The sequence below is a fragment of the Mucilaginibacter aquariorum genome (assembly GCF_024498135.1).
GTDB lineage: Bacteria > Bacteroidota > Bacteroidia > Sphingobacteriales > Sphingobacteriaceae > Mucilaginibacter > Mucilaginibacter aquariorum.
In genome coordinates this window covers 1,476,071-1,494,365 of the sequence record NZ_JANHOH010000001.1, presented here as the reverse complement: position 1 = coordinate 1,494,365, position 18,295 = coordinate 1,476,071, and the positions used below count along the sequence as shown (strand labels likewise).

The window sequence follows — 18,295 nt, the reverse complement described above, 5'->3', positions numbered from 1 at the left end:
TACACAGATTTATAATATGTAATTGTAACTCATAAGTTAATTCCTTAATATTATGTTTTTGCAGGGCGAATGTCTAAGCCACCCGCCGGAAAAATTTACTGACTAAATTTAATTATATGAACAAAACTTTAAAATGTGCATTAGTTGCGCAATCCGTTTTGGTTATGGCACTAAGTGCCGGCGCCCAAACAGTACAACCCAAGCTGGTTGAGAAGGTAACCAGGAAGGGTACGGAGCTGGTTATACCATACGAAAAGTATGTGCTCCCCAACGGGTTAACCGTAATTTTAACCGAAGATCACTCTGATCCCCTGGTACATGTAGATATAACTTACCACGTTGGTTCGGCACGCGAGGAGATCGGCAAATCGGGCTTTGCCCACTTCTTTGAGCATATGATGTTCCAGGGAAGTGACCATGTTGCCAATGGCGATCACTTCAAAATCATAACCGAAGCCGGTGGTACCCTAAATGGTTCAACAAACCGCGACCGCACCAACTATTACGAAACTGTTCCGGCCAATCAGCTGGAAAAAATGCTTTGGCTGGAAAGCGACCGCATGGGCTTTTTGCTTGACGCGGTTACCCAACAAAAATTTGAGGTGCAGCGTGCAACAGTAAAGAATGAGCGTGGCCAAAATTACGATAACCGCCCTTACGGTTTGGCCAGCGAATACACCTCTAAAAACCTTTATCCATACGGCCACCCATATTCATGGTTAACCATTGGTTATATCGAAGAATTGAACAAAGTGGGTGTAAACGATCTTAAAAATTTCTTTTTAAGATGGTATGGCCCAAATAACGCCACGCTTACCATTGGCGGCGATCTTAACTCTAAACAAACATTGGCATGGGTAAGTAAGTATTTCGGTAGCATTCCACGTGGGCCGGTTGTTAAAAATGCTTCTTTCCCAGCGCCGGTTTTAACGGCCGATCGTTACGTATCCTACACAGATAACTATGCTAAGCTTCCGTTATTGTCAGTCACCTATCCGGGTGTTAAGGTGTACGACAAAGACATGTCGGCACTGGATGCATTGTCAGAGATCATTGGTCAGGGCCGTAACTCTATATTTTACAAAAACTTTGTGAAAACGCGTAAGGCGGCGCAGGCATCCATGAGTTCGTCAAACACCGAGCTGGCCGGCGAGATCACCATGCGTGTAGTTCCGTTCCCGGGGCAAACTTTAACCGATGCTAAAAAGCTGATAGATGAATCGTTGGCCGAATTTGAAAAAACCGGTGTAACTGATGACGCGCTGGTACGTTTTAAAGCAAGTGCCGAGGCAAATGCTATTAATGGCTTATCAAGTGTTAGCGGTAAAGTATCTGAGTTGGCACAGTCGCAATATTTAACGGGTAACCCTAATCAAATTGGCCGCGACCTGGCCGATATACGTGCGATTACCAAAGATGATGTGATGCGTGTTTACAACAAATACATAAAAGATAAGCCTGCGGTTATATTAAGCGTATTGCCAAAAGGGGGCACAATTACAGCTGCTGCACCCGATAATTACACCGTAAACACGGCGAATTACAAAGCACCCGATTACGGATACAACGGCTTAACCTACAAAAAAGCCACGGATAATTTTGACCGCGCGGCTAAACCTGCTGTTGGTGCAAACCCGGCTATTAAGGTTCCGGCTATATGGATTGGTACTACGCCAAATGGTATTAAAATGATAGGCACTCAAAATAGCGAGATCCCATCGGTATCTATCTCTATGTCGATAAAAGGCGGCGGTTTGTACGCGGTTAACAACCCTGCAAAGGCAGGTTTAGCCGGTATTGTGGCCCGCATGATGAACGAGGAAACAAAAACCTATACTGCAGAAGAATTTAACTCCGAGCTGGATAAACTGGGTAGTAATATCAGCGTATTTGCAGGCAGCGAAGAGATCTTTATTAGTGTTTCGTCATTAACTAAGAACCTGCCAAAAACAATGACCTTGCTGCAAGAGAAATTGTTTAACCCCAAATTTACGCAGGATGCTTTAGACCGGATCAAAAAGCAAACTATTGAAGGCCTTAAGCAAGCAAAAACACAGCCTGCGGGTGTAGCATCAACGGTGTACAGTAAATTGCTTTACGGAACCGATAATGTGCGTACCTATTCAACAAATGGTAACGAAGAAACGGTAGCTGCAATTACCCTGCAGGATGTTCAGGATTATTATGATAATTACTTCACCCCATCGCAAACACAAATTGTTGTTGTGGGCGATGTTAACGAAGGTACTGCAAAAGGCAACCTGGCTTTCCTTAATGCCTGGAAAGATAAAGCAGTAACTATCCCTACACCTGCGGAAGGAAAAACCTTTGACAAAACAACTTTATATCTTGTTGATATCCCGGGCGCTGCACAGTCAGAAATAAGGATAGGTTACCTTGATAAGCTGAACTACGATGCAACCGGCGATTACTATAAGTTAGGGATAGCCAACTACATTTTAGGCGGCGCATTCAACAGCCACATTAACCTTAACCTGCGCGAAAAAAGGGGCTGGACCTACGGTGCACGCTCCGGCTTTAACTCGGGCAAATACGGTGGCGAGTTTACCGCTTCGGCAGGTGTGCTGGCTACAGCTACCGATAGTTCGGTGTATGAATTTATCAAAGAGATAAAAGATTACCAAAAAGGAGGTATCACCCCTGATGAGTTGAAGTTCACCCAAACATCAATAGGCCAAAGCGATGCCCGCAAGTACGAAACTAACGGACAGAAAGCGGCGTTCCTATCGCGTATACTGGAGTATGATCTGAAACCTACTTATGCCGATGAGCAGAACAAGATCTTATCAACCATTACCCCGGCCGAGCTTAACCAGCTATCGGCAAAATACCTGAATACCGATAACATGATCATATTGGTTGTGGGCGATAAGGCACGGATACTGCCCGGCCTGCAAAAATTAGGTTACCCAATTGTAGAGGTAGACAGCGACGGTAAACCCAAACAATAAGTACTAAACAGTATAATACAAAAAGCCCTCTTAACATTTGTTAAGAGGGCTTTTTGTATTGAAATACTTAATTAATAATTCTTAATGAATGGTACGCTGGCTGATCTGTATTCGGGCTTTTTCAATTGCAGCCTGAGCGCTTTAAAGCTTTGTGTAGGCCCTTCAGATGCAAACATATTGGTGAGCCATGCGGGTATAGCACCGCCGGGATCAAGCTGTATGGTGTACTCTACCTTAACCTCGTTTTTGTTTAACGGGAAAATAAGCCATTTACTTATCGAGTTTTTTACCCTTACAATGCCATCCTTTTCGGGTACCATTGTTGGGGCTACCGGGCCATCCATGGTCACCACTTTGGTGTTTTCGTCCTGGGTGGTTATCAGGTGTGCCACAAAGTCGCGGTTTTGAGCAGGCCAGGGCAGGTTTATTTCTGAATAATAAAAAAGTTCGGAAGGGGACACCTGTTTAACCAGGCGAATAGATTTAGTATGATAGATCCATTCGGTGCGTGTTTTAAGATCAAGCAGTGCAGCTACCATCTGTGTTAGGGTAGATTGGTAATTGCATTCTATCCTTAAAGCCTTCAGTTTTGAATTGACAACCGGGCTGGTGTATATCTTAATCCCATCCTTATCACTTTTCAGTGCCCAGTTGTATTGGGCCGACGCTGTAAAAGACGTTGTGATAAGCAGTATAAAGAAAATTAGTTTATTGAACATAAAGCAGCAAAAATTACCCGGCAAATCTAATTATCCGGGGTAAACTGCGTGTCATCGGTTCAACACAAATTAAAATTGTTAAGCGGTAGCTACTAATTTGCTGGTGCTGCGGTAAACAAACTCGTTGTAAATGTGCCTGCGTGCAAACCTGCCCGGCGAATCGGCGTTTACCAGTTTAACGTAAACCGCGCGTGGCACATCAAAGTACTCGTAAGAGTTGCCGTCGGTAAAATCAACCCGCAACACCTGCGATTTGTATTCAAAATCAACAATAGCAGCGGTTGTGGTTGTTGTAGTATATTCAGCTAATGATTGAGCACGGGTTTCTGGTGCAATGCTCACTAAAAAGTGATAGGCTTCAATAATAGTTTTGCTTTTTTCTTCAGCTTCCAGCTTACTTTCTTCGCTCTCCTGAAACTTATCCGGGTGCCAGGCTTTCATTAAGCTGCGGTAAGTAGTTTTAAGTTCCTGAAGTTCGGTAGTTTCGGCAACACCTAAAAGTTTTCTGTAATCGACAATTTTTTTCATTGTATTAATAGGGTAATGTTATTGTCAGTGAAAACTTTATTCAAAGAAAATAATTTTGCAAAGGTACGCTTTCTGCACCACGTGGCGATGCTTAATTTAAAAATTAAAATAATGGTTGTGGATGTGCTAAAAAAGGGTCTGATTTTGCAATAGTATTTATTCCTGCATGGTATAGTGAACCAGAAGGTGCTCCCTATCCCAGCTTCGCTTACTACACCTATTTTACCACCATGGAGCTCTACAATTTCGGCACTTATATATAAATATATAAACCCGGGCCCAGATACCTACATTAAGAAAATAAACAACCACAACATAATTTGACAAACTTGGTTTTAATAAAAGCAAAAATAATGTAAACTCCTTACGGCCAATATTGTTATATAAAAGGTAGCGGTATATCCGCTCTTTAATATGGGGTATGTAGCTACCTGTATTAAAACGAAGACCTGTTTAGATATGAATGTTTTCACCGTAAAAAGCGCCGTGCGTGGTTTTTCTGTTGGCTTTATAATAAGAGCGTTGGGCAAGGACCGTTTCGTAGCTGAAACGATAACAGGAATTGCTAACCCAATTATTATATCCAAAAAAGATAATAAATGGCAATTGGAGCGGCCGGGTTCGCCGTGCCTGGAACCTGAAGACGTAGAAGCGCTTGGGGTGGCTATTGATGAGGAGATAAACCAATGAAACAGTTAAAAACCAACAAGAAAAATAAAAAGGAAAATATTGATGCTTTGCCCGATAAAAACGCAATAAAGCAGGCCGAATTAAATGCACAGAACTCAGATAATTCAAAAGAAGCAGCTGTAGCTGCTGAGTTAAAGAACAGGGGAGACGATAACACTAAAAATTAGATGCCATGAAAATAGGAGTGAAAGATCCATCTACAGGGGCATTGTTATACTTACAGGTAAAGCCCGAGAATATTAATGGTTTGCATGGTTTTCGTATAATGCATGAAAATGGTTCAAGCTTTTTAATAATAAACCGCTTAGGCAAGTGGCAATCTGCAGATGACCACCACGTTGATGCAGAATTTCTGGTGAATATTGGCCTTGCGCTTGAAGGCGAAAAGATACAGGAGCAGATTGTACAGAATAAATATCAATAACAAATTCTCAAAACATTTAGGGGTAAAATGCATTATTCAAGTGTGATACTTTAATAACAATACCATAACGTATGGTTGTTATTTACTTAACCTTGATCAAAGCATAATATATTGAAATTTTTACCACGCCAGTTTATAGTAGCGCTTGTAATAGTTTTGTTATTAGCCCCTGTCTTTGTCTATTCCCAAACCGCGCAAGACGCCGAAAAACTTATCGTAGATAGTGTACCAAAACCTAAAAGGCAGCGCACATCATTTTTTGGCCCCGCCCCGCCAGATACCAAACGTTTTGGCCGTGCTGCTGCTGAGTGGGGCCTGGCACAAGCTATACCTTTTAGTTATAACAGGTTTGTAGCTAATGCAGTTTATGCAAGGGTAACCGGCGCAACAATAACCCGTAATTTAAACCCGGGGAGCTGGCAGTGGGATAAGGATATATTTAGGACCAACCAGTTTGGCCACCCGTACCAGGGCAGCCTTTACTTTAGCGCGTTTCGCGCTAATGGTTATACTTTCTGGCAATCGGCACCGGCTGCACTGGCCGGAAGCTACGTATGGGAAACCTTTGGAGAAAACGAGCGCCCATCGCCCAATGATTTTGTAAATACCAGCTTTGGGGGTATAGTGCTGGGCGAGATGAGTTACCGGCTATCAAACAAAATTGTAAATAACCGCCACCGGGGTTTTGGCAGGCAATTGGAAGAGATAGCCGCGTTTTTAGCTAACCCCATGAACGGCCTTAACCGCCTGCTTGATGGCAGGTGGGGCAGGGTTTACGGTAATCCAAAAGATCGCGATTCATCGCAGGTATCGGCAGAGTTTGACCTCGGCGCCCGTACTTTTAACAGTATTATCGGCAATGATGGTGGCAACGGTAAAAAAACAGGCATATTCGGCAGGGCTAAACTAATGTATGGCAACCGCTACAAGGATTATAGCACACCGTTCAGTAATATTTTCATCAACATAGAAGTGGGTAAGGACGATAGCTCAATGGTGAACCTGCTTAGCGTGTATGGCTCGCTGGCGGGCTGGGAGCTGCGCTCTAACCGCGACCTTAAGCATTTGGTTATCATATCTGCAAATTACGATTACATTAGTAACGAGGCCTTTTTTTATGGCGGGCAAAGTGTTAAGGCAAACCTGTTTTCGACGTATGATATGAGCAAGAAATTTACCTTTAACACCAATATCGGCCTTGGCCCGGTATTATTGGCCGCGGTGCCAAATACCTATAATTCCAACGGTCGTAATTACGATTATACGTCGGGGTTTAGCATAAATGGCGGGGCTGGTTTAAAATTCGCCGAACGTTTTTTTGCGGGTATTGATTATCGCGGGGGATGGCTCTATACGGTAAACGGCAATAAATCTCATTACTTTTTACACACAGTAACCAGCGAGGTAAGGTATGCATTTTCCAAATCGCTTTCATTAGCCGCCGAGTCGGGTTATTTCTTTTTACGCGGCAAGTACGACGAGCATCCCGATGTTAACAAGCGCTACCCGTATCTGCGTGTATCCACACGTTACAGTGTTGATTTTTAAGACATTTAATTAATTGCTTATCTTAGTTGTATAAATTACCCCTCATGAAAAATATATACCTATTTGCGCTGTTTTGTATTTTAGCGGCAGGCGCAAAAGCGCAAGGTACAACCCAATACAACAAAGCCCTGGCAGATTCGCTTGGCGCCGACGAATACGGCATGAAAATGTATGTGCTGGTGATCCTAAAAACAGGCGAAAACAAAACGACGGATAAGGCCACCATCGATAGCTTGTTTAAAGGGCATATGGCTAACATTGGTCGTTTAGCTGCTAATGGTAAACTGGTTGTTGCCGGCCCTATCGGCAAAAACGATAAAAATTACCGGGGGATATTTATTTTCAATACCAAAACTGTTGAGGAAGCCAAAGGGTTATTAGCTACCGATCCGGCCTTTAAATCAAAGCTTTTAGATGCCGAATTATATCCTTGGTATGGCTCGGCCGCGCTGCCTGTTTACCTGGAAACGCACAAAAAAATAGAGAAAACCTCTCACTAACCTTTTGCGCGAAGATTTACAAACTCTTAAATATTCCCCGCTTTTCAAACGTGGCCGATAGTATTACCGATGTATTGGTTTCGCCGAATTGTTGCAGATGACCAATAATAGCTTCCAGCCGTTTGGTTGTAGAGGTAGCCACTTTCATGATGATGCAGTGGTTGCCGGTTATGCTATAGCATTCCAGTATTTCGGGGACCTCTTCTATCTTTTTTATCACCCCGGAATGTGTGAGGCTTGATTTTAGGGTGATAAAAGCGTTTACCGCTAAGCCCAGCTGGTCATGGTCTACAACGGTTGTATAGCCGGTAATAATGCCTTCATCCTCCATCTTTTTAATGCGTTCGCTTACGGCGGGGCCGCTAAGGCCTACGCGTTTACCAATTTCAGTGATAGAAAGGCGGGCATCCGTCTCCATCTCTTTAAGTATACGGGCGTTTAATTCGCCAACTGCTTTGGTAATTAATTTTTTATCCATAAATACCTTTAAATCATATGCAATATATGGCTTATGCCTTAAAATGCAAATACGGATTTTATTGCAGCCCGATAACTTTGGGTACCAATTATATATTATGAAAGCACTCATTACCTTATTATTATGCCTTTGCCTGTGTGGTTTAACCCGGGCGCAAAACAATAAAACGCCGCAGGTCTTTCAACCCGGGGTTATCAGCAAAGGCGATTATGAATCGCATGCTGTTTTTTCGCCAACCGGCGATACTATATACTTTATTAAATGCAGCTATGACCTTAAGTTATCTGCCATATGTGTTTCGTATAAGCGTAATAACAAATGGACAGCACCGCAAATAGCGTCCTTCTCAGGCCGGTATATGGATGCCGATCCTTTTGTAACTAAAGATGGTAAAACACTTTACTTCATATCTAACCGGCCGGTAACCACTAACGGCCCTGTAAAAGAGGATAGCGATATATGGAAGGTAAGCTTAACAGCAACAGGCTGGGGCAAGCCGGTGCATTTAGATGCCCCTGTAAACAGTAGCGGTGATGAGTATTACCCCACCTTTGCTGATAATGGTAATCTATACTTCGGCTCTACCCGTAAAGGCGGCCTGGGGGGCTGCGATATTTACCGCTGCCGCTTGGTGAATGGTAAATACCAGCCTTTAGAAAACCTGGGCGAAGCCATTAATAACCCAGGTAATGATTTCGAGGCCTTTATTGCGCCTGATGAAAGTTATCTCATTTATAACTCGACCACTGCCGGGCTTAGCGGACTTGATTTTTATATCAGCTATAACCAAAATGGCAAATGGACAAAAGCTAAGAAGCTGCCGCTACCCCTAAGCTCTGATGGGATAGACTGGGCGCCAAAAGTTACCAGGGATAAAAAGCTTTTTTATTTCTCCAGCACACGCAACAGATGGGCAACCACACCTGCAAAGCCCGAAACCATACAACAGTTTAACCGCAGGCTGCAAAGTGCGGGCAACAGCCTTGCAGATATTTACACGGTAGATTTTGGTGTGCTGAAATGAATTAGTTTCTAACTAAAAATTAAACGAAATTTGAGAGACCGAGTAAGTAACCCGTAAATCAATATTTCATATGGACGTACAAGAGCAAATCAAAGAGTATATCACCAGCAAACCTGAACCAAAGCGTAGTGATATGCAAGAGCTGCACCAACACATACTTGAAACTTTACCGGGTTGTAAATTATGGTTCGATGATGGTAAAAACAGCGAAAATAAAACGGTTAGCAACCCTAATATAGGATATGGATCTTACACCATAAAATATGCGGATGGAAAGACCAGGGATTTTTTTCAAATTGGTTTGAGCGCAAATACAACCGGGATATCTGTCTATATCCTGGGTATCAAAGATAAGACCTACTTACCCCAAACGTATGGTAAAAAAATAGGAAAGGCGAGTGTGACCGGGTATTGCATTAAGTTCAAAAAATTAAAAGATATAAACATTAACATACTTGAAGCGGCAATACGACATGGGGTTGAGTTTACAAGTGAAAATTAAATTTCAAACTGAAATACTACCCCGATTCAGCCTCGCATTTATTCCTATTTTTTTGTGCCACACCTATTACAAAATTAAATATGCAGCGCAAGTAACAGCTGCCTATATCCCGTAATGTTCAATTACATCAGCGGGCACTTTTACCCCACGGCCGGTTGCCATATCTATCATTACATAATCAAAGTAACCATCGCAGCAAACTTTGTTGGTGGCCTTGTTGGTTAGGGTGAAGGCTACACGGCAGCCTTTATCGTTAATGGTTTCTATCCCGGTTTTTACGATGAAGTAGTCGCCCATGGTAAGGGCGCGCTTGTAATTTACATGGGCGGTGCTTATCACCCAGCCAAAGCCGCGCTCCATAAACTTCTCCATAGCCATGCCGTAGCAGCGTTCCATCTGGTCGTAACGGGCAGCCAGTACATAATCAAAATACTTGCTGTTATGCACATGCTGAAACATGTCTATATCATCGGGGCGTACGCGCAGTTCGGTTTCAAATGTAGAGTAGGGCATGGGGTTGAAAGTTAAAATTCAAAAGTAGAAAGTAAAAATCGATTATAATGTTTTATATGGATATCGTGGCAACAAATATTTACAATTGTTAGTAATACAATTATTGTTTTTATCTTCGGTTAAAGCCATTGCCATAATGAAAACATTGCTTAAACTTCTCCTCTCTGCTTTTTTATTATTCGGTACCACAGTACATGCCCAACACAAACAGGCTAACTTACAATACACAGTTAGCATGGAAAAGGCTGCCGATCATCTATACCACGTAGAGCTAAACAGCACCGCACCCGGTAAAACGCTCGATTTTAAAATGTGCGTATGGACACCCGGCTATTACCAACTGATAGATTTTGCAGGCGCGGTACAAAACTTTACGGTTACAGATAGTAAAGGCGCCACTTTAAAATGGGAGCAGCCATCAAAAAACATTTGGCGTGTTTACAGTAATAATGCGCCGGTAAAAATAAGCTATGATGTTAAGGCAACGGTGCCCTTTGTAGGTAACGTTTACCTTGACGAAACCCGGGGCTATATTACGCCGGGTGGTTTGTTTATGTACCTCGACAAAGAACTGCGCCATCCCGTTACCGTACAAATGAAGCCATACAGCAAGTGGAGCAGCCTGGTTGCTACAGGCTTAGATACCATCCCAGGTAAGTACCACACCTTTAAAGCTAATGATTTTGATGTGTTATATGATAGTCCGTTTTTAATGGGCCAACTGGAGGTACTGCCACCCTTTACCGTGCAAAATAAGCCACACAATTTTATTGGTTACCAACTGCCCGCGTTTAACAGGCAGGAATTTATGGATGACCTTAAAAAGATAGTGCAAACAGGCAGTGATATAATTGGTGAAGTACCTTATACGCATTACACCTTTTTATCGATAGGTGCGGGTGGTGGTGGTATCGAGCATTTAAACTCATCATCGTTAAGCTTTAGCGGGGGCGAGGGTTTTAACACGCCCGAAGCCCGTAAAAGGCTTTATAATTTTATTGCACACGAGTATTTTCATCATTATAACGTAAAGCGCATTAGGCCTGTTGAGCTGGGGCCGTTTGATTACTCGAAAGAGAACCATACCAATATGCTTTGGGTGAGCGAAGGGTTTACTGTTTATTACGAATACCTGATCACCCGCCGCGCAGGCCTCATGACACAAGAGGATATGTTCGGCGATTTTCAAACTAACCTGCGGAATTACGAGAACCAACCCGGGCATTTGTATCAATCGGCCACACAGGCAAGTTATAACACCTGGGGCGACGGGCCAAACGGGCGGGTGGATGATGATTTTAACAAAACCATATCCTATTATGATAAAGGCCCCATCCTTGGTTTGATGCTCGATTTTAGTATTCGCCATTATACCCAAAACAAAAAATCGCTTGATGATGTAATGCGATTGCTGTATTACAAATACTATAAGCAGCTAAATCGTGGCTTTACCGAGCAGGAATTTAGGGACGAGTGCGAAAAAATGGCCGGTACTAAATTGCCGGAGGTGTTTGAGTACGCTTCAACCGTTAAGCCACCCAATTATCCTAAATACTTTGCTTACGGTGGTTTAAACATAGATACCACTAACACGGTTACATCTACCGTGTGGGACGGGTTGAATGTTAGGCAGCAAAAGGATACACTGCGTATTACTACTGTGGATTATAAATCACCCGCCTGGGATGCGGGTGTACGCGGCCGCACCAAAATTTTAACTGTAAACGGCGCGCCGGCTACAAGAGCACTGCTTTTTAAAACTTATGAAACCCATAACGCCGGCGACACCATGGTGCTTGGGCTGGAGAAAGATGGCGTTAAAAAAGATGTAACCATAACCCTTGCCAAAAAACTCGAAAAGAACTTTAAGATAACCCCGGTGGCAAAGCCCGATGCATTGCAGGCGGCTATTTATAAAAGTTGGGTAGGGAAGTAGGTAGAAGCAGAAAAAGCAAAAATTGAAAAAAAATAGGCAGAATTAGGTAACCTTTACAGCAATGACGGGCGGAAGAAGGGGGCTACCTGTATGTTGTCAAAGACGCGAAGTATCGCGTCTCTACATTATCAGATTCCGTAGAGACGCGATACTTCGCGTCTCCTACTACGCTGTTCCCAGCGTTAGGGATAGGAGTGGATACCGGCCTGTGGCTAATGCCTGCGCAGTATGAGCGCATAGCCCGGGCCGCAGGCAACGCTATTATTGGACAAAAGATAAAAGACAATAGAGTAAAGATTTCACTCAAAGCCTAATTCAATTGCGTCTTTGTGTGAAATCATAAATAGCTCGATAAACACACCCCTAACCCCTCTTAAGAGGAGACCAGCTCAATTTGAAGCCGGCTATTCTTAAACCAATGTTTTTTTCCATTTGCCTTTCTTAAACAATATATAAGCGGCTATGGTTAGGCCAACTTCGGCAACGGGGACGGCAATAAAAACACCGGTTGGCCCCATTTCAAAATACTTAGCCAATAAATAGGCAAACGGGATTTGGAATAGCCAAAACGTAAATAAATTTATTTTGGTAGGTGTCCAGGTATCGCCGGCGCCATTAAAAGCACTGGTGAAAACCATGCCCATGCCAAAAATAATAAAGCCCCCGCTTAATATTTGCAAGGAGCGGGTGGCTACCTTTTTTACACCATCGTCTTCGGTAAAAAAAGATGCGAACAGATGCCCGCAGGTTAAAAACAATACACTTACCACACCTAAAAAAACAACGGTATATTTTATGGTCTGAAATACCGATTGCTCGGCCCTGTCTACACGGCCCGCACCCAGATTTTGCCCAACCAGTGTAGCCGCGGCGTTACTAAGGCCCCAGGCAGGTAACAGGAAGAACATCATTAACCGCAAGGAGGTTTGATAACCCGCAGAACCTACATCACCACCTGTGGTGGCAACCAGCTGCGCTAAAAATATCCAGCTGCAACTGGCTATTACAAATTGCAGGATACCAGGCGCCGCTACTTTTATGATCGCTTTGATCTGCGTCCAGTCGGGTATAAAGTAGCTTAAACGTATTCTTAAAATGTTTTTGTTATTAAACAAATTATAAACCTGGTACAATACCCCTAAACCACGGCCAATACTTGTGGCTATGGCGGCACCCGTTAAACCAAACGCGGGTATGGGGCCGAGCCCCCTGATAAATATTGGGCATAAAATAATGTTAGCCAAATTGGCTATGAACAGGCTGCGCATGGCAACGGCTGCATTGCCCGCGCCTCTGAAAATGCCGTTTATTAAAAATAATAATACGATAATGAGGCTTCCGCCCATCATGATACGGACGAATGGTGTGCCATGGTCTGCCGTTTCTGTTGAGGCGCCCATGATCAGTAGCAGGTCGCGGGCATGTAATAATCCAAAAATGCTGATAATTATGTTTATAGCTACAGCGATTACTATAGTTTGCATGCCTGCTTTTGACGCTGCTTCCGGATTTTTTTCGCCAATGCGGCGGGCAACAACTGCTGTTGCGGCCATGCTTAAACCTATAGCCAAAGAATATATTACGGTTAGTACAGATTCGGTTAATCCTACTGTTTGAATAGCATGGCTGCTATTTTCTAAGTGGCCAACAAAATACAGATCGACCAATGCGAAAACAGATTCCATGGCCATTTCCAGCATCATGGGGATAGCCAATAAAACAATAGCCCTTTTTATGCTGATAGCGGTCAGATCAACTTGTTCGCCTCTTATTGACTGCTTTAAAACGCTGAAAAATGAAAACACTTTACCCCGGGATTGAACGGTTTGTGACATATAAAGGTTATTTAAACTGGTACTTATTAAACATATAGCCTTACGGCATAATGTAGTGAAATGTAACTTATACAAATCTATATTTAAATTTAGTTACCCATGCAGTGTAAAAAAGACATAAACAAGGGTGAATTGCGACAACTTAATGAAGACGTGCCAAGGGATTGTAATCAATAAAACCACTCACCAATAAACTCAATCAACCACTCACCAATCCACTAAATGTACTTGTGAAAACCCTTGCATATATGTAACACTAACCGTATCTTTGCGCTCAATTAATTAAATATTCACGCTTTAATATTATTCACGTAATGTATTTAGGTAAAGAAGCAAAGGCAGAGATCTTTGCAAAACATGGTAAAGCAGCTACTGATACAGGTTCAACCGAAGGTCAGGTAGCATTATTCACTTACCGCATCGCGCATTTAACTGGTCACTTGAAAAAGAACAAACATGACTATTCAACCCAGTTATCTCTGCAAAAATTAGTAGGTAAACGCCGCGGTTTGTTGGCATACCTGTTCAAAAAAGACATTGAAAGATATCGTGCTATCATCAAAGCTCTACAGCTGAGGGATATTATCAAATAACTTTTCTTTATTTTTTAAAAAAAGCCGTCCGCATATGCAGGATGGCTTTTTTACTTTTGCAACAAATATACACACACATAAAAAACCGATGCGCTCCGAAAGATGAAAAGCGCATCACAAAACAAACAAGATGAGTTTAAACGTAATTAAAAAGGTTATTGATTTAGGTGACGGCCGCACCATTGAGATCGAAACCGGTAAACTGGCCAAACAAGCCGATGGCTCTGTAGTAATTAAGATGGGTGATACCATGTTATTGGCTACGGTAGTATCATCGCAAGAAGCAAAAGAAGGTATCGATTTTTTACCCCTTTCTGTTGATTATCAAGAAAAATACGCTGCTACCGGTCGTATCCCCGGTGGATTTTTACGCCGTGAGGCACGTTTATCAGACTATGAGGTTTTGATCTCTCGTTTGGTTGACCGCGCATTGCGCCCAATGTTCCCTGATGATTATCATGCCGATACACAGGTAATGATTTCATTAATATCTGCAGATAAAGATATTATGCCAGATTGCCTTGCAGGTTTAGCTGCTTCGGCTGCATTAGCTTGTTCTGATATCCCTTTTAACGGGCCAATATCTGAAGTGCGTGTAGCTAAAGTTGATGGCCAGTTAGTTATCAACCCAACTTTAACCCAGTTGCAAACTGCAACATTAGAGTTTATTGTTGCCGGTAGCGAGCATGACATTAACATGGTTGAAGGTGAAAGTGCCGAAATACAGGAAGCTGAACTTGTTGAAGCTATCAAATTTGCACACACCGCTATTAAAATACAGTGTTTAGCTCAAAAAGAATTAACTGCCGAGCTTAACAAAACTGTAAAACGTGTTTACAACCACGAACACAGCAACGAAGATTTGAAAAAAGCCATCTACGCTGCTACTTATGAGCAAGTTTACGCTATAGCTTCTTCTGCTTCTGCAAAAGAAGAGCGTTCTGCAAGCTTTAAAGCGGTACGTGATGCTTACATCGAAACTTTAGGCGAGATAGACGACATTACTAAATCGTTAGCTAAAAAATATTACCACGATGTAGAGTACGATGCTATCCGTAACCTTGTATTAGACGAGGGCAAACGTTTAGACGGCCGTACTACTACCCAGATCCGCCCTATATGGAGCGAAGTTGGTTACTTGCCATCTGCACACGGTTCTGCGGTATTTACCCGTGGCGAAACACAATCATTAACCACTGTTACCTTAGGTGCTAAGGATGATGAGCAAATGATTGATGGCGCGTTCATTAATGGTTACCAGAAATTCCTGTTACACTACAATTTCCCTGGTTTCTCAACCGGTGAAGTTCGCCCTAACAGGGGTGCAGGTCGTCGCGAGATCGGTCATGGTAACTTAGCTATGCGTTCGTTAAAACGTGTTTTACCTGCCGAAGATCAAAACCCATATACTATCCGTATTGTTTCTGATATTTTAGAGTCTAACGGTTCATCATCAATGGCTACGGTTTGTGCCGGTACATTGGCTTTGATGGATGCAGGTATCAAAATTACCAATCCGGTATCTGGTATCGCAATGGGACTGATCACCAACGAAATGGGTACTAAATATGCTATCCTTTCTGATATCCTTGGTGATGAAGATCACTTAGGTGATATGGACTTTAAAGTAACCGGTACCGAAAAAGGTATTGTTGCTGTACAAATGGACTTAAAGATAAACGGTTTATCATACGAAGTTTTAACCAACGCGTTAAACCAGGCTAAAGATGGTCGTTTACATATCTTAGGCGAAATGGCCAAAACCATGACCGCGCCACGTGAGGATTACAAACCACACGCTCCGCGTATTGTAATGATCAAAATTGATAAAGAATTTATTGGTGCAGTAATAGGGCCCGGTGGTAAAATTATTCAGGAAATGCAGCGCGAAACAGGTGCTACCATCTCTATCGAGGAAAAAGACAACCAGGGTATTGTTCAAATATTTGCCGATAACAAAGCAGCTATTGACCAGGCTTTAGGCCGTATCCGCGCTATTGCTTCTAAACCAGAAGTTGGCGAGATCTACGAAGGTAAAGTGAAATCAATTATGCCGTTTGGTGCATTTGTTGAAATTATGCCGGGTAAAGATGGTCTGTTACACATATCTGAAATTGATCACCGCAGAATTGAGACCATGGATGGTATCTTTAATGTAGGCGATGAAGTACGTGTAAAATTACTTGATGTTGATAAGCAAGGTAAATTAAAGCTTTCTCGTAAAGCCTTATTGCCACGCCCGGAAAGCAGCAAACCTGAGAATAACTAATCAGGATTAACCCATAATGCAAAACCCTCTAAAAAGAGGGTTTTGCTATTTACAGAAAAAAAAATTTAATTAAAACAAAATTAAAACATTGGTTGTTGAATATAGTTAAGTATAACTGTATGAACAACACTATAATTAAGCCGGTACTATTTTGCTAATGACATCTACTCCTAATGATCCTTTAGATTTTCTCAATAACTCTCAAGGGATACAGACCGGTGCACAAACTGATCTGATCCAGAAGTTATTGTACGAAATTATTAGGGTAAAAGAGCTCATTACTTATTACGACTCCATCCCAAATGGGGCAGGGCAGCTTGGCTCTTCTATTTTGAACGAGCTGGTTACCGAGGCCTACAATTCACTGGTGAATTACGATACCGTTTTAATGAAAAAATACTACGACCTGTTGCTTAACTGCGATTGATAGTCCCTCCAAAATACTACATCAATTTTACTTGTAAATAATTCAGAATATAATTTTGTTAATTTTATTTTTTCGGAATAAAAAAGTAATATATTTGATTATTCAATTTATTATTCTGAATTATGCCGAATGCGCCCAAAAGAATTTTACTAAGCCTTGCACTTACCACTTTTTGTTTTGTTAACGCTGTTGCTCAGCAAGCATCTCTAAGCTGGGTTAATGACCATGCGTTATCAATTAATAACGATGATAAGTACTTACGTTATTTAGTAGATCAATTAAAAGGAAATGCTATTCTGGGCTTAGGTGAGGCTTCCCATGGCACACATGAGTTTTCGGTTGAGAAGAACCATATTGTTCAGTATCTTATCGCCAATGCTGGTTATAAATCTATAGGATTTGAATTTGGCTATACTAAAATGGCCGCCATAAACAACTATTTGCAAACTGGCAAAGGTGATCTGAAAAATCTTATGGTCGATTTGCGATTGTTTAACACAAAGGAAATGTTCGACCTTTTTCAATCTATCAAGGTATATAACGATAGTCACATGGTTAAAGAGAAGGTTATCCTTTTCGGCTTCGACAACGATTTCTTCAAGGTCGATAACGATTCATCCGCTGTATATTGCTTAAACTATTTACATCAGCATCCGGATGTGTACATTAGGGGAAAAGCTGCCATCCCGGTGCTAAAAAGATTAAATACGCCCGAAGTAAATAATATATACGAGCTATCTGATGAGGAAAGGGCCACTCTTGCTTATTTAAATAACGAGGTGGAAGCCAAAGGCGGCTCTGTAGCCAACTTCTCCGCCGAATTTAAAAAACGTATTTCGTTGTTATACCAAGGCACGCTATTATCTAATCCATTGGCGCGCGACGAGTTTATGGCTCAAAATCTGGCAGAGTTTCAGCAGGGAAATAAGCTGAAAACGATTATTTGGGGGCACAATGTACATCTGGCTAAAGACACCACGATGGCGCAATGTAAAGGCATGGGCTATTATGTACGCCAAAAATATAAAAAACAGTACTATGTAGTTGGATTCGACACGTTTAAAGGCAGTGTGAATGTACTGGACGATGACAAATTTGTAGCCGATAGATTTGAGGCGCAGCCGGCATCTTTTTCCGCGTTGTTTGCACAAGCAAAAGTCCCGGCATTTTTTATTAATCTTGATAAAGCAACAGGCCCTTTATATAATAAAAGTAATTATATTACCAACCTGTTTGCTAACCTGGGTAACATGAGACGCTTACCCATGCGGCCAGGAATTGATTTTGATGCCCTTATATTTATCAAAGAAACAACGCCAACTACTGTTTTAAATTGA

The 18,295-nt window shown here is 42.1% G+C and carries 18 protein-coding genes; 13 read left to right on the top strand and 5 right to left on the bottom strand.

What is annotated here, in order from left to right; genetic code table 11:
- The first annotated feature begins 116 nt into the window (after positions 1-116).
- Positions 117-2,972 carry a M16 family metallopeptidase gene (locus NPE20_RS06400; RefSeq protein WP_256537783.1) on the top strand — a complete coding sequence of 952 codons (2,856 nt, stop codon included), beginning with the start codon at positions 117-119 and terminating at the stop codon, positions 2,970-2,972.
- Between the two features lie 71 nt (positions 2,973-3,043).
- On the opposite strand, the gene NPE20_RS06395 is transcribed toward NPE20_RS06400, so the two are convergent.
- Complete coding sequence (locus NPE20_RS06395) at positions 3,044-3,691, bottom strand: START domain-containing protein (protein WP_256537782.1); 648 nt, start codon at positions 3,689-3,691, stop codon at positions 3,044-3,046.
- 78 nt (positions 3,692-3,769) lie between these two features.
- A complete protein-coding gene (locus tag NPE20_RS06390; protein ID WP_256537781.1) occupies positions 3,770-4,219 on the bottom strand; it encodes a KTSC domain-containing protein in 450 nt (149 codons plus the stop codon).
- A 459-nt stretch (positions 4,220-4,678) separates the two neighbouring features.
- Between NPE20_RS06390 and NPE20_RS06385 the strand changes: the two genes are divergently transcribed.
- From NPE20_RS06385 to NPE20_RS06365, 5 genes are all read left to right on the top strand, one after another.
- Positions 4,679-4,909, top strand: a complete 231-nt coding sequence (locus NPE20_RS06385; protein ID WP_256537780.1) for a hypothetical protein — start codon at positions 4,679-4,681, stop codon at positions 4,907-4,909.
- Positions 4,906-5,076, top strand: coding sequence for a hypothetical protein (locus tag NPE20_RS06380; RefSeq protein ID WP_256537779.1), 171 nt, complete (start codon positions 4,906-4,908; stop codon positions 5,074-5,076). The genes NPE20_RS06385 and NPE20_RS06380 overlap by 4 nt, the downstream gene beginning before the upstream one ends.
- A gap of 5 nt (positions 5,077-5,081) precedes the next feature.
- Positions 5,082-5,333, top strand: a complete 252-nt coding sequence (locus NPE20_RS06375) for a hypothetical protein (protein WP_256537778.1) — start codon at positions 5,082-5,084, stop codon at positions 5,331-5,333.
- A gap of 111 nt (positions 5,334-5,444) precedes the next feature.
- The gene (locus tag NPE20_RS06370; protein WP_256537777.1) at positions 5,445-6,881 is read left to right on the top strand and encodes a DUF3943 domain-containing protein; all 1,437 of its coding nucleotides are present in this window, start codon (positions 5,445-5,447) and stop codon (positions 6,879-6,881) included.
- Positions 6,882-6,925: 44 nt separating this feature from the next.
- The gene (locus NPE20_RS06365) at positions 6,926-7,381 is read left to right on the top strand and encodes a YciI family protein (protein ID WP_256537776.1); all 456 of its coding nucleotides are present in this window, start codon (positions 6,926-6,928) and stop codon (positions 7,379-7,381) included.
- 16 nt (positions 7,382-7,397) lie between these two features.
- Here the strand turns inward: NPE20_RS06365 and NPE20_RS06360 are convergent, their stop codons facing one another.
- Entirely contained in the window at positions 7,398-7,859 is a 462-nt protein-coding gene (locus tag NPE20_RS06360; RefSeq protein WP_256537775.1) for an Lrp/AsnC family transcriptional regulator, read from the bottom strand.
- A gap of 97 nt (positions 7,860-7,956) precedes the next feature.
- Between NPE20_RS06360 and NPE20_RS06355 the strand changes: the two genes are divergently transcribed.
- Both NPE20_RS06355 and NPE20_RS06350 read left to right on the top strand, forming a co-directional pair.
- Positions 7,957-8,883 carry a TolB family protein gene (locus tag NPE20_RS06355; RefSeq protein ID WP_256537774.1) on the top strand — a complete coding sequence of 309 codons (927 nt, stop codon included), beginning with the start codon at positions 7,957-7,959 and terminating at the stop codon, positions 8,881-8,883.
- 70 nt (positions 8,884-8,953) lie between these two features.
- The gene (locus NPE20_RS06350) at positions 8,954-9,385 is read left to right on the top strand and encodes a DUF1801 domain-containing protein (protein ID WP_256537773.1); all 432 of its coding nucleotides are present in this window, start codon (positions 8,954-8,956) and stop codon (positions 9,383-9,385) included.
- A gap of 102 nt (positions 9,386-9,487) precedes the next feature.
- Here the strand turns inward: NPE20_RS06350 and NPE20_RS06345 are convergent, their stop codons facing one another.
- On the bottom strand, positions 9,488-9,898 hold the full coding sequence (locus tag NPE20_RS06345) for an acyl-CoA thioesterase (protein WP_256537772.1): 411 nt from the start codon (positions 9,896-9,898) through the stop codon (positions 9,488-9,490).
- Positions 9,899-10,034: 136 nt separating this feature from the next.
- Here NPE20_RS06345 and NPE20_RS06340 point away from each other — a divergent pair, with 136 nt between their 5' ends.
- Positions 10,035-11,834, top strand: a complete 1,800-nt coding sequence (locus tag NPE20_RS06340; RefSeq protein WP_256537771.1) for a M61 family metallopeptidase — start codon at positions 10,035-10,037, stop codon at positions 11,832-11,834.
- Positions 11,835-12,244: 410 nt separating this feature from the next.
- On the opposite strand, the gene NPE20_RS06335 is transcribed toward NPE20_RS06340, so the two are convergent.
- Entirely contained in the window at positions 12,245-13,669 is a 1,425-nt protein-coding gene (locus NPE20_RS06335; RefSeq protein ID WP_256537770.1) for an MATE family efflux transporter, read from the bottom strand.
- A 314-nt stretch (positions 13,670-13,983) separates the two neighbouring features.
- On the opposite strand from NPE20_RS06335, the gene rpsO reads away from it, so the two are divergent.
- The 4 genes from rpsO to NPE20_RS06315 all read left to right on the top strand — a co-directional run bounded on the left by rpsO (position 13,984) and on the right by NPE20_RS06315 (position 18,295).
- Positions 13,984-14,262 (top strand): 30S ribosomal protein S15, encoded by a 279-nt coding sequence (gene rpsO, locus NPE20_RS06330; protein WP_256537769.1) that lies wholly within the window; start codon positions 13,984-13,986, stop codon positions 14,260-14,262.
- A gap of 130 nt (positions 14,263-14,392) precedes the next feature.
- Positions 14,393-16,531 (top strand): polyribonucleotide nucleotidyltransferase, encoded by a 2,139-nt coding sequence (gene pnp / locus NPE20_RS06325; protein WP_256537768.1) that lies wholly within the window; start codon positions 14,393-14,395, stop codon positions 16,529-16,531.
- A gap of 157 nt (positions 16,532-16,688) precedes the next feature.
- Positions 16,689-16,958: a hypothetical protein gene (locus NPE20_RS06320; protein ID WP_256537767.1), complete on the top strand. Its 270-nt coding sequence runs from the start codon at positions 16,689-16,691 to the stop codon at positions 16,956-16,958.
- Positions 16,959-17,080: 122 nt separating this feature from the next.
- Positions 17,081-18,295, top strand: coding sequence for an erythromycin esterase family protein (locus NPE20_RS06315; RefSeq protein ID WP_256537766.1), 1,215 nt, complete (start codon positions 17,081-17,083; stop codon positions 18,293-18,295).

Coding starts and splice junctions, on each gene's coding strand:
- NPE20_RS06400 (WP_256537783.1), top strand. CDS start 117: ATGAACAAAACTTTAAAATGTGCATTAGTTGCGCAATCCGTTTTGGTT.
- NPE20_RS06395 (WP_256537782.1), bottom strand. CDS start 3,691: ATGTTCAATAAACTAATTTTCTTTATACTGCTTATCACAACGTCTTTT.
- NPE20_RS06365 (WP_256537776.1), top strand. CDS start 6,926: ATGAAAAATATATACCTATTTGCGCTGTTTTGTATTTTAGCGGCAGGC.
- NPE20_RS06380 (WP_256537779.1), top strand. CDS start 4,906: ATGAAACAGTTAAAAACCAACAAGAAAAATAAAAAGGAAAATATTGAT.
- rpsO (WP_256537769.1), top strand. CDS start 13,984: ATGTATTTAGGTAAAGAAGCAAAGGCAGAGATCTTTGCAAAACATGGT.
- NPE20_RS06335 (WP_256537770.1), bottom strand. CDS start 13,669: ATGTCACAAACCGTTCAATCCCGGGGTAAAGTGTTTTCATTTTTCAGC.
- NPE20_RS06320 (WP_256537767.1), top strand. CDS start 16,689: ATGACATCTACTCCTAATGATCCTTTAGATTTTCTCAATAACTCTCAA.
- NPE20_RS06360 (WP_256537775.1), bottom strand. CDS start 7,859: ATGGATAAAAAATTAATTACCAAAGCAGTTGGCGAATTAAACGCCCGT.
- NPE20_RS06385 (WP_256537780.1), top strand. CDS start 4,679: ATGAATGTTTTCACCGTAAAAAGCGCCGTGCGTGGTTTTTCTGTTGGC.
- NPE20_RS06350 (WP_256537773.1), top strand. CDS start 8,954: ATGGACGTACAAGAGCAAATCAAAGAGTATATCACCAGCAAACCTGAA.
- NPE20_RS06315 (WP_256537766.1), top strand. CDS start 17,081: ATGCCGAATGCGCCCAAAAGAATTTTACTAAGCCTTGCACTTACCACT.
- NPE20_RS06340 (WP_256537771.1), top strand. CDS start 10,035: ATGAAAACATTGCTTAAACTTCTCCTCTCTGCTTTTTTATTATTCGGT.
- NPE20_RS06390 (WP_256537781.1), bottom strand. CDS start 4,219: ATGAAAAAAATTGTCGATTACAGAAAACTTTTAGGTGTTGCCGAAACT.
- NPE20_RS06375 (WP_256537778.1), top strand. CDS start 5,082: ATGAAAATAGGAGTGAAAGATCCATCTACAGGGGCATTGTTATACTTA.
- pnp (WP_256537768.1), top strand. CDS start 14,393: ATGAGTTTAAACGTAATTAAAAAGGTTATTGATTTAGGTGACGGCCGC.
- NPE20_RS06345 (WP_256537772.1), bottom strand. CDS start 9,898: ATGCCCTACTCTACATTTGAAACCGAACTGCGCGTACGCCCCGATGAT.
- NPE20_RS06355 (WP_256537774.1), top strand. CDS start 7,957: ATGAAAGCACTCATTACCTTATTATTATGCCTTTGCCTGTGTGGTTTA.